This is a genomic window from Candidatus Neomarinimicrobiota bacterium (genome assembly GCA_022567655.1).
In the GTDB taxonomy this organism is placed as follows: Bacteria; Fidelibacterota; SORT01; order SORT01; family SORT01; genus JADFGO01.
In genome coordinates this window covers 1-10598 of record JADFGO010000075.1, presented here as the reverse complement: position 1 = coordinate 10598, position 10598 = coordinate 1, and the positions used below count along the sequence as shown (strand labels likewise).

Genomic DNA, 10598 nt, shown 5'->3' with positions numbered 1-10598 from the left:
TAGCGCTTCAGTTCAGTGTTCCATTGGGAAACAACAGTGCGAAATCGAATATAAACAGGACCGACGTACAAATCTCACAACTTCGAAGTCAGGTGAAAGAAGTGGTTATCGGATTGACATCCATAGTCTCAAACCTCCATACTCAAATGACCGAGATGGAGAAAGTGCTTCAGCTTAATGTAGAACAGATAAACTCTTCGAAAGAGAAAACCAAAGAAGAATTAAAGCTGTACAACCAGGGACGAGGCGACCTCACCTTCGTAATTCAGAGTCGGGATAATGAGCAGAATGCCAAGCTGCTTTATGCGGTAAACGCTTTTACTTATCATACATTATTCATCCAATATCGCTCACTTACCGACCAACTTTTATGACTATTTTTAGATATTAAACGTTATGGAGCATCATAAATGAAAGCACTTATTCGATTTTTTGCCGAACGACATCTACTTGCCAATTTACTGATAGTCGTTATTCTAATAATTGGGTTAGGTTCCGCCCTGACCATAAACAGAAATATGTTCCCATCCGTGGACTTTGGTCAGTTGATGATCACGACCCGCTATCCCGGCGCCTCACCGGAAGATGTTGAACTCAATGTAACGAATCCGCTTGAAAAGGAACTCGGCAGTGTCGACGGAATCGACCTGATGACTTCGTATTCTATGGAGAATATATCTGTAATCAGCATAAACATTGACACTGATGTAGGTGATAGCGAAAAAGTTAAAAGAGACATCAGAGATGCCGTTAACAGAGTAACAGAATTTCCGCCGGAAGTAACCGAATCACCATATATATTCGAGATTACAACTGATAATATAGAAATTATCTGGATCGGAGTTGCTGGTGAAGTGCCTTACCCGGAGCTGAGAGAATACGCCAAAGGGTTCAGGAAAAAACTTGAAAACGTCAATGGTGTATCTCGTGTTGATGAAAAAGGGCTTCATGACCGCGAGATAAAAGTTGAGGTCTCAACTGCGGCGATAGAGGCATATCAAATTCCACTCAAAGATCTTGTATCTGCTATCCAAGGGCGAAATGTTCGCGCTACAGGAGGATCATTTGAATCATACACAAGCGATAAGAGTATCGTCACATTGGCTCAATTCAGAACTCCGGAAGAAGTAGGCGAAGTTATAGTCCGTTCGACATTTGAAGGTCCTCATATCATGGTCAAGGACCTCGCTACAATTTACGACGGCTTTGAACCTGAAAAAGTGCGGTTCAGAATGAACGGTAAACCGGCTATCGGATTCACCGTCTTCAAAAAGGGGAATTCCGATATCATCAGGGTAAACGATGCCATATTGCAATTGATGGAAGACGAAAGAGATAAAGTTCCTAAAGGAATTGAATTACTGCATGCGTCTGAAAAATCACGATTTGTAAAGAACAGACTAAACATTCTCGCTAATAACGGAGCTATAGGCCTGATAATGGTCAGCGTCGTACTCGTTGTGTTCCTGAATTTCACTACCGCTTTTTGGGTAGCCATGGGGATACCGTTAGCAATGATGAGCGTACTCATCCTGGCGCCGCTGTTTGATATAACCATCCAACTGATATCGCTTATGGGAATGGTTATTGTCATCGGACTGATAGTTGATAATGCCATTGTCATCGCCGAAAATATACACCGCCACCGTGAAAAAGGTAAATCGGCCCTTGATTCGACAGTTGACGGGGTCTACGGTGTCATTAAACCTGTTTTTGCTACTATCATCACAACAGCGCTTGCATTCGGAACAATGTTTTTTATGACAGGTATAATGGGCAAATTTATCGTTTCAATCCCCATCGTTGTCATACTCGCTTTAGGAGTTTCATTTTTTGAATCACTCATCATTCTTCCCTCCCACATTATGAAAGGGATGGAAAAGAGGGAGAAGAAGCGTTTGGCGAAAACAGGTTCAGCTGATAATCCCAAACTCAAAAATGATTGGTTTATCCGGGTGAGAGTTAAGTTTCAGCGACTCATGGCAATTACACTTACTTATCGGTACGTCATTTTCTTAATGTTTATAGTTATGTTGATTGGTGCGGTCAGTTTTGCATATCTGCATATGCAATTTATTTTGTTTCCGGGCAATACTGCCGAAAACTTCTTCATCACGGTTGAGCTCCCTACAGGCTCCTCTCTCGATGCGACTGAAGACAAAATAAAAGAGATAGAAGCTGTTTTAATGGCTTTGCCCGAGGACGAATTGCAGTCGCATATGGCAATTCTCGGAAGTCTCGGCGGAGGCGGATTCTTTACACCGGGTGAAAGCGAAAACTGGGCATTCATAATCGTAACGTTGACTCCTTATAACGAGCGAAAAAGAGATGCCAACATGATAGTGGCGCATCTTAGAGAGCAGACAGACAAACTCGAAGGCTTCGATGCCGTAAGATATAGGGTAGACGCTGGAGGTCCTCCCGTCGGTCGCCCGATCGCCATTCGTGTAATTGGCGCAGACAATGATATGAGAACTTTGCTCGCCGATTCTGTGACCGCATATTTAACGACGATCGAAGGCGTTACGGATATTGACAGAGACGATAAACTCGGTAAAGAGCAAGTCGAGATAAAGATAGACTACCCAAGGCTTGCGGAATTAGGACTCACAGTCGCCGATATAGCCCAAAACGTCCGGCTCGCTTACGACGGTCAGGTCGTTACGAGAGTTCGATACGGTGACGAAGATGTCGGTTTCCGTGTCATCCTCGAAGAATCTACCCGCAATAAACCTGACTACCTTAGCGAGCTGAAGATCCCCAACAAGAGCGGCAGATTGATTCAGCTGAAAGAAGTGGCGCAATTTGAAATTGGACCGGGTCCCTCCCGTTATTTTCATTACGAAGAGGAACGCACTGTCACTATCACCGCAGACATCGCTTCGGGTGATCTAACTCCTCTTCAGGCAACTCAAAAAGCCGTCGACCATTTTGACCTCACTACAGACTGGCCCGGAATGAGATTCGTAATCGGCGGAGAAGCCGAAAAGACACAGGAATCTGTCGTCAGTCTCGGCATAACCATGCTGACGGCTGTGATCGGAATTTACTTTGTTCTGATACTCCTCTTTAATTCAGTGACACAGCCGTTATTGGTCGTGATAGCGATCCCGTTCGGACTAATCGGAGTCATCGGAGCATTTGCGATGCACGGAGAACCGTTAGGCTTCCTGGCGATAATGGGGGTCATCGGTCTTATGGGTGTTGTGGTGAACGATTCGCTTATACTTGTGAATTACATTAATATCCATCGTGAATCTGAACCCGATAAGAAGATCAAACGGATAGTCGCCGAAGGAACCGCTACACGCCTGCGGCCGATAATTCTTACTTCCATAACGACCATCGCGGGTGTTCTTCCCTTAGCTTACGGACTTGGCGGTTCTGACCCGTTCATCGCTCCGATGGCACTGGCGCTCGGATACGGTATCCTGTTCGCAACACCATTGACGCTGATTCTTTTGCCCTGTTTGTACATGATATTGGACGATGTGGGCAGAGGATTCGGATTCTTGAAGGGGCTTGTTTTTAAAAGTTAGGTAGATTTCAATTGTGCGGGTTAGAGCTTTTCCTGACCCTACTCGTTCTTTGGGATGTAGGGGACGCAGATCTGCGTCCCCTACCGCGTTCGCAAATTATTTGAGCAAGAGCATCTTCTTCGTCTGGACGAATCCGCCAGCTGGCGGACCTGCTTAAGTGCGAGTCAGGATTTATCCTGACCGCGTAATCTCTTTCTCCAGGCGTCAGGACAAGTCCTGACTGCCACTAATATGGAGCGCTCCAATGGAGTTCCTTTGGAACATCAACTGTGTTGATGCCGCACCCGGCTCAGCCGGATGCACTCCAAACTGCCACATAACCACTGTCATTCTGAATCCGTCAGCTGACGGATGAAGAGCCGAAGACAGGCGCAGCCAATCTCAACCGGAGGGAGCAATACTATACATATCTTTTCGGGATTCTTCGTCATCCTGCGGGTTCCTCAGAATGACAACGAGTGCGGGTTAGGGCTCGCCCTGGCCGCAAAAGCCATTCACATCCTGCCCCACCTGGCATCCCCGTCTTCCCAATCTCAGGCTTGACTAATCTTTAGATTCTCCATATCTTTAAGGTTCGCTAAATTATGGCGCCGTTTTCGTATGACATTGAAAAATAACACTCAGAATATGCTGAAGATCATTCCTTCCGTTGACAAAATATTAGCGCAGATCGAGTTAGACGGTCTGAAGTTGCCGCATGAACTTATACTCTTCGAGCTGAGGGAAGAGTTAGAGAGCGAGCGGAAGAAGATCCTCAGCGGAGACGGCGCATCGGATATTTCAAAGGAGAAATTAACCGAGATTATCGCTGAAAACACTTCCCTTAAACTAAAAAAGGATTATCTGCCGAGTCTTAAAAAAGTCATCAATGCCACCGGAATTGTCCTCCACACAAATCTCGGCAGAGCCCCTTTGTCGGAAGCCGCGATTAAGCGCATAGGGGAAGTTGCAGGCGGTTATTCCAATCTCGAAATCGACGTTGAAACAGGGAAACGATCCGATAGAACGGAACACATATCCCGTTTATTGGTCTCGCTTACAGGGGGTGAGTCTGCCGCACTGGTCAACAACAATGCGGCTGCCGTATTGTTGACGCTTAACACATTTGCATATAAAAAGGAGTGTATCGTCTCACGGGGGCAGTTAGTGGAGATCGGCGGTTCGTTCCGTATGCCGGATGTTATGGAGCGAGCCGGAACGAAGATGGTGGAGATCGGGACCACCAACCGTACCCATCTGAAGGACTTCGAGAATGCATTAAATGATAAAACCGGCGCCGTGATATTGGTTCACACAAGTAATTACACGATTTCGGGCTTTACGAAATTCCCCGAACACAGCGAGATAGTCGATTTAGCGCATAAAATGAAAGTGCCCGTAATTTACGACCTCGGCAGCGGTACAGTCGCTGATCTGACCAAGTTTGGGCTTCCCCCCGAAGAGCTTGTGTCGGCGGTCTTAAAGTCGGGAGTGGACGTGGTGACATTTTCCGGCGATAAGCTGCTCGGCGGACCGCAGGCAGGATTGATCGTCGGCTCGGCAGAAATGATTGAAAGGTGCAAACGAAATCCGATGATGCGGGTGCTGCGCTGCGACAAGCTGACTTTGACCGCAATGGAAGAGACTTTGAAATTATTCGCCGATGAGGAATCATTGTCAAAAAAACACAGACTGTATTCGCTGTTTTCGGTTCCGATCGACGAATTAAGGAGTCGGGCCGAGACGATAATCAAGGCGGCAGCCGGTTCGATTGAAGACGGTTTCACGCTCACTCTTCGGGAAACCACAGGGGAGGCGGGAAGCGGTTCGCTGCCGGCGGCAGAGATTGAAAGCATTGCGATCGAGATCCGTTCCGAGAGACAGAGTGTAGATGAAATAGCAAGGAAGTTCCGTTCGCTCGAAGTCCCGATAATCGGATATATCCGGGAGAACGCATTTTTTCTCGACCTGCGGGCTGTGTTCGAGGATGAAATTGATATTTTAGCCGATTCCATCGGCGAAGCGCTGGACGTCAAATGAGCCATGTAGTTATAGGCACGGCGGGGCATATTGATCATGGTAAAACCGCACTGGTCAAGGCTCTCACGGGGACAGACACCGACAGGCTGCCGGAGGAGAAGAAGAGGGGCGTCACTATCGACATCGGTTTCGCCTTCCTCGGGGAAAAAGCGACGATAATCGACGTGCCCGGGCACGAACGCTTTATTAAAAACATGGTGACGGGCGTCTCTTCCATCTCTTACGTCCTGTTCGTTGTCGCCGCTGATGACGGCGTGATGCCGCAAACACAGGAGCATCTGGATATACTGAGCTTGCTGAACGTGAAGGAGGGCGCCATAGTAATCAACAAGACCGATCTTGTGAAGCCGGATTGGATAAATATGGTAGAGGAAGATGTCAAAAAACTCGTCTCGGGCAGTTTTCTCGAGGGCTCACCGGTGTTCAGGACATCCGCGTTGAGCGGTGAGGGGATAGAGAAATTGGGAGATCATCTTAAAAGCGTTATATCAGAGAAGTGGGAGAGAGAGGACAGAGGTTACTTTCGGCTTCCCGTTGACCGCTCCTTTTCAGTCAAAGGGTTCGGTACGGTGGTAACCGGCACGGTGATTTCAGGGAGCGTCAAAAAGGGGGATAGTGTAGAGGTAATACCGGGAGGATTCGAATCGAAAGTACGGGGGATCCAGAAGCATAACGAGGAAGCCGGTGAAGCTCTGATAGGGGAGAGAGCCGCGCTGAATCTCAGCGGGTTGAGTACGGACGAGGTTGTGCGGGGGAGCCATATCGCAGCTAAGGGCTATCTCAATCCGGCGACGATATTCGAGGGTAGAATCAATCTCCTCAAAAGCGCCCCTAAAGCATTATCGAATCGTAACAGGGTGCGACTGCACCTGGGTACGGGGGAGGTGATGAGCAGGATATCGATCCTCGGGTCTGACGTTATCGAACCCGGAGAGAGCGGGTTCGTGCAGTTCTTTCTTGAAAAAGAAGCTGCTGTCGCGGTTGGAGACAAGTTTATAGTTAGAAGATACTCTCCTTCGTTAACGATAGGCGGCGGACGAATATTGCAAGTTTCAAACGTTAGTATTAAGCGCAATAACAGCGATATATTGAATATACTTAAAGTGATAGATGATGATGATTATTCCGTAACAGCCGAAATGCTCGCGCAAAATGAGGGGGGTCAGGGTATTACTCCGGAAGAGTTCGGAATCAAGCTCGGTATATCGGAAGTTCAGGCGTCCTCTTTGTTGAATGAGCTGACTTCAGCCGAAAAATTGATCAGGTTTGGAGAAGACAGAAGCGGAACGTTCTACTCTCCGGATACCCTTGAAAAGCTCAAAAAAGAGTTATTCGGGATAGTGGAATCTTTTGTCAGGGATAACCCGCTCTCAACCGGGATAAAAAGAGCTGAACTCAAGGGTAAGCTGGATCTGTCCAACCAGGCATTCGATATTTTAGTCAGTCAGCTGGAAAAGGAGGGTAAGTTAATCGCGACCGCTGAAACGCTGAGCATACCGGGCTCTGATTTGTCAGGGGTAGATAGTGAATTCGGTGATTTGGAAGAGGCTCTTCTATCAGAAGGATTCAACGCACCCACAGGCGCAGAGCTATCCGCCAAAATCGGCAGGGATGAGAAGGAAACACACCAACTGATTAAAAGGATGATAGGCGAAGGAAAAGTCGTAAGGCTTGACGGCGATTTTTTTCTTCATTCCGACTTTATCGATGAACTGAAACTCAAGGTTGAAAAACATTTCGAAGGGCATGAAGAGCTCTCGGTGGCAGAACTGAAGAATTTAACAGGCGTATCCCGTAAATTCGCAATACCGTTGCTCCTTTATTTGGACGATAATGAGATCACACGCAGAGAAGGAAACGTGAGGAAAAAAATCTGATATGACGGCAGAGTCAAATCTCGACGCTACGCCTTTGATGAGGCAGTATATGAAAATCAAAGCGGCGAACCCCGGCTCCATCCTGCTCTACCGGATGGGTGATTTTTACGAAACGTTCGACGAAGATGCAAAGATCGCCTCAAAAGTACTCGGAATTACGCTGACCTCACGGGCTAACGGGAAAGCGTCAAAGGTAGCGCTTGCAGGCTTCCCGTGGCATTCGCTTGACACGTATCTCCATAAATTTATCAAAAGCGGTTATAAGGTAGCGATCTGCGAGCAGATGGAGGATCCGGCGACGGCAAAAGGAATAGTCAGGCGGGAGGTAGTGGAGATAGTAACACCCGGTTCTACGGTCTCGGATAAACTTTTGGAAGAGGGGAAGAACAATTATATCGTCGCTGTCAGCGTCGAGGGAGAGGAGGCGGGTTTAGCGTGGGCAGACGTATCGACCGGAGCTTTCTTTACGGCTCAAATTGACGCTTTAACACTCGATGAAAAACTCCGGTCGTTGGAACCGGCAGAGATTCTTATCCGGGAAGCGTTCGAGAACGGGAATGATGTTGCCTCCTTCAAGAATAGAGGCGTGATGATCACTACTATCGATAGCTGGGTTTATTCTTACGATTATGCATATGAGATTCTGACGGGTCATTTTAAGACCAAAAACCTCAAAGGTTACGGGATAGAAGATATGCGGCTTGGAGTAGAAAGCGCGGGAGCCCTCCTGCACTATCTTCAGGAGAACCATAAGGATAACTTGCGGCAGTTTACCGGCATATCCGTTCACAAAGAAGATTCCTACATGGGACTCGATCAGACAACGGTTAGAAATCTCGAGCTGTTCGAACCGATGCTGAGCGGAGTTCAGCGCAGCACGCTTATCGATGTATTAAGTCGCGCCAAAACCGCTATGGGTTCCCGCTTATTGCGCCGCTGGCTGAGGAATCCGTTGACTCAGTTATCCGACATAGAAAAGCGGCAGGAAGTGATAGAATCTTTCTTCGTTGAAAACCGCCAGAGGGATGCCGTCAGAGACCTGCTCGCCAAGATGAACGACGTTGAGCGTCTGTTAGGGCGGTTATCATCAGGCAGATCGATTCCGCGCGACCTCGTTGCGCTCAGGAACAGCTTGGAACTTCTGCCCCAAATAGAGAGTGTTCTCAAGGAGATGAAGCGGGATGAGGTTCGTTCATTAGCCTCGAGTCTGACAGACATGACGAAACTGACTGATCTTATTGAAGTCTCATTGGTTGACGAGCCGCCTGCCTCAAAATCGGACGGAGGATATATAAGAGACGGATATAATTCCGAGTTGGATGAGCTCCGTGCTGTCTCGTCCTCCGGGAAAGACTGGATAGCCTCGATGCAGGCGAAAGAGCGTAAACGGCTCAATATCCCGACTCTCAAAATAGGTTACAATAAAGTATTCGGTTATTATTTAGAAGTCACCAAACCCCATGTCCACAAGGTACCGGAAGATTTTATCCGCAAGCAGACTCTCGTGAATTCGGAGAGGTATATAACTCCTGAGCTCAAGGAATATGAAGAAAAAGTGCTTGGAGCGGAGGAAAAAATAAAAACCCTTGAACTCAAGCTGTTCGATGAGGTGCTTGAAAAAACCCTCGAGTCGGCGAGCGAGGTACAATGGAACGCCGATGTTATAGCCAGGATAGACGTCCTTGCGATGCTTGCGCTGATTGCCGATAACGAAAAATGGGTGCGGCCCCGGATCGAGGAATCGTACGCTATTATTATAAAAGACGGGAGACATCCGGTCGTGGAAAGCATGCTGCCGCCGGGCGAATCGTTCGTACCGAACGATCTTGAGATAGGCAGCGGGGAAAAACAGATCCTTATCGTAACGGGACCCAACATGGCGGGAAAATCTACCTATCTGCGACAGGTAGCCATAATCGTTCTGCTTGCGCAGATGGGAAGCTTCGTTCCGGCGAGTGAGGCAACAATCGGCATCGTGGACAAGCTTTTCACCCGTGTGGGAGCGTCGGATAACTTAGCGGGGGGAGAGAGTACTTTTCTCGTCGAGATGAACGAGACGGCAAACATATTGAACAACGCCTCGGACAAAAGCCTGATCCTGCTTGACGAAATCGGCAGGGGAACAAGCACTTACGACGGCCTGTCGATCGCCTGGGCTGTAACGGAATACATCCATAACAATCCCTCGGTCGCCGCGAAAACGCTTTTTGCAACTCATTACCACGAATTAGCGGAACTTGAAGAGATTCTCCCCAGAGTTTTCAATCTCAACGTCGCGGTGAAGGAGTATGGTGACAAAATTGTTTTCCTCAGGAAAATAGTTCCCGGCAGCTCCGATCACAGCTACGGTATTCAGGTGGCGCAGCTGGCGGGATTACCTTCCGCAGTGATAGACAGGGCAAAGGAAGTCCTGTACGCTCTCGAGACGCAGTACACAACACTCCAGAGGAGGCGGGTAAAAAAAGAGGGGATTTCCGCTTATCAAATAGGCATGTTCGACGAGAAAGAAGCGAAATTTAAAGCGGAATTGAAGGAGGTCGACGTTAATAACATGACACCTTTGGAAGCGATGGCTAAACTTGACGAGTTGAAAAAGAAGTGGGGATTGTAAACAATTGGGGAACCCGGTAGCAGGTTCATTCGTAAAAACGGCAACGGATATGATATTATTTTATAAACGGCTTGTAAACTTTTCGGTACTTGCGCTTTTGCTGCTGAATCCGATCGCGACGTCAGCTCAGAGCATCGCTAAATATGCGGGTGAATTTATGTCAATAGGCGTAGGCGCGCGGGCTCTCGGAATGGGAGGAGCGTTCGTCGGAGTCGTCGACGACGTAACCGCCGGCTACTGGAACGCTGCGGGATTAGCGTCGTTAGATAACCCGCAGGCTGCAGTGATGCATTCGGAACGGTTTGCCGGGATCGTGAGTTACGATTATGCCGCTTACGCTCGACCCTACGACAACGACAAGGCACTCGGTTTCAGCATAATTCGTCTCGGTGTTGACGGCATATCCAATACGACGAATGCGCTTCTCGATTACGGCAGCGACGGCATTCCCGGAACCAACGACGCGGACGGCACCGAAGGACACGGGAAGCTTGACGAAGGCGAACAGCTGAACGAAGACGCCATTACAAAATTCGGTGACTCCGAGTGGGC

The 10598-nt window shown here is 48.2% G+C and carries 6 protein-coding genes; all 6 read left to right on the top strand.

Features of this window, described 5'->3' with window-relative positions:
- Positions 1–374 (top strand): TolC family protein (locus tag IID12_08000; protein ID MCH8289030.1); only part of this gene is annotated, 374 nt, incomplete at its 5' end.
- Between the two features lie 36 nt (positions 375–410).
- Complete coding sequence (locus tag IID12_07995) at positions 411–3539, top strand: efflux RND transporter permease subunit (protein ID MCH8289029.1); 3129 nt, start codon at positions 411–413, stop codon at positions 3537–3539.
- Positions 3540–4139: 600 nt separating this feature from the next.
- On the top strand, positions 4140–5558 hold the full coding sequence (gene selA / locus IID12_07990) for an L-seryl-tRNA(Sec) selenium transferase (GenBank protein MCH8289028.1): 1419 nt from the start codon (positions 4140–4142) through the stop codon (positions 5556–5558).
- Positions 5555–7435, top strand: coding sequence for a selenocysteine-specific translation elongation factor (gene selB, locus IID12_07985; GenBank protein ID MCH8289027.1), 1881 nt, complete (start codon positions 5555–5557; stop codon positions 7433–7435). The genes selA and selB overlap by 4 nt, the downstream gene beginning before the upstream one ends.
- 37 nt (positions 7436–7472) lie before the next feature.
- Positions 7473–10046 (top strand): DNA mismatch repair protein MutS, encoded by a 2574-nt coding sequence (mutS, locus tag IID12_07980; protein ID MCH8289026.1) that lies wholly within the window; start codon positions 7473–7475, stop codon positions 10044–10046.
- Positions 10047–10050: 4 nt separating this feature from the next.
- A partial coding sequence (locus tag IID12_07975; protein ID MCH8289025.1) for a hypothetical protein occupies positions 10051–10598 on the top strand: 548 nt, incomplete at its 3' end.

Bases quoted from the DNA above. Each gene is read 5' to 3' on its own strand.
- selA (MCH8289028.1), top strand. From the start codon at position 4,140: ATGACATTGAAAAATAACACTCAGAATATGCTGAAGATCATTCCTTCC.
- mutS (MCH8289026.1), top strand. From the start codon at position 7,473: ATGAGGCAGTATATGAAAATCAAAGCGGCGAACCCCGGCTCCATCCTG.
- selB (MCH8289027.1), top strand. From the start codon at position 5,555: ATGAGCCATGTAGTTATAGGCACGGCGGGGCATATTGATCATGGTAAA.
- IID12_07995 (MCH8289029.1), top strand. From the start codon at position 411: ATGAAAGCACTTATTCGATTTTTTGCCGAACGACATCTACTTGCCAAT.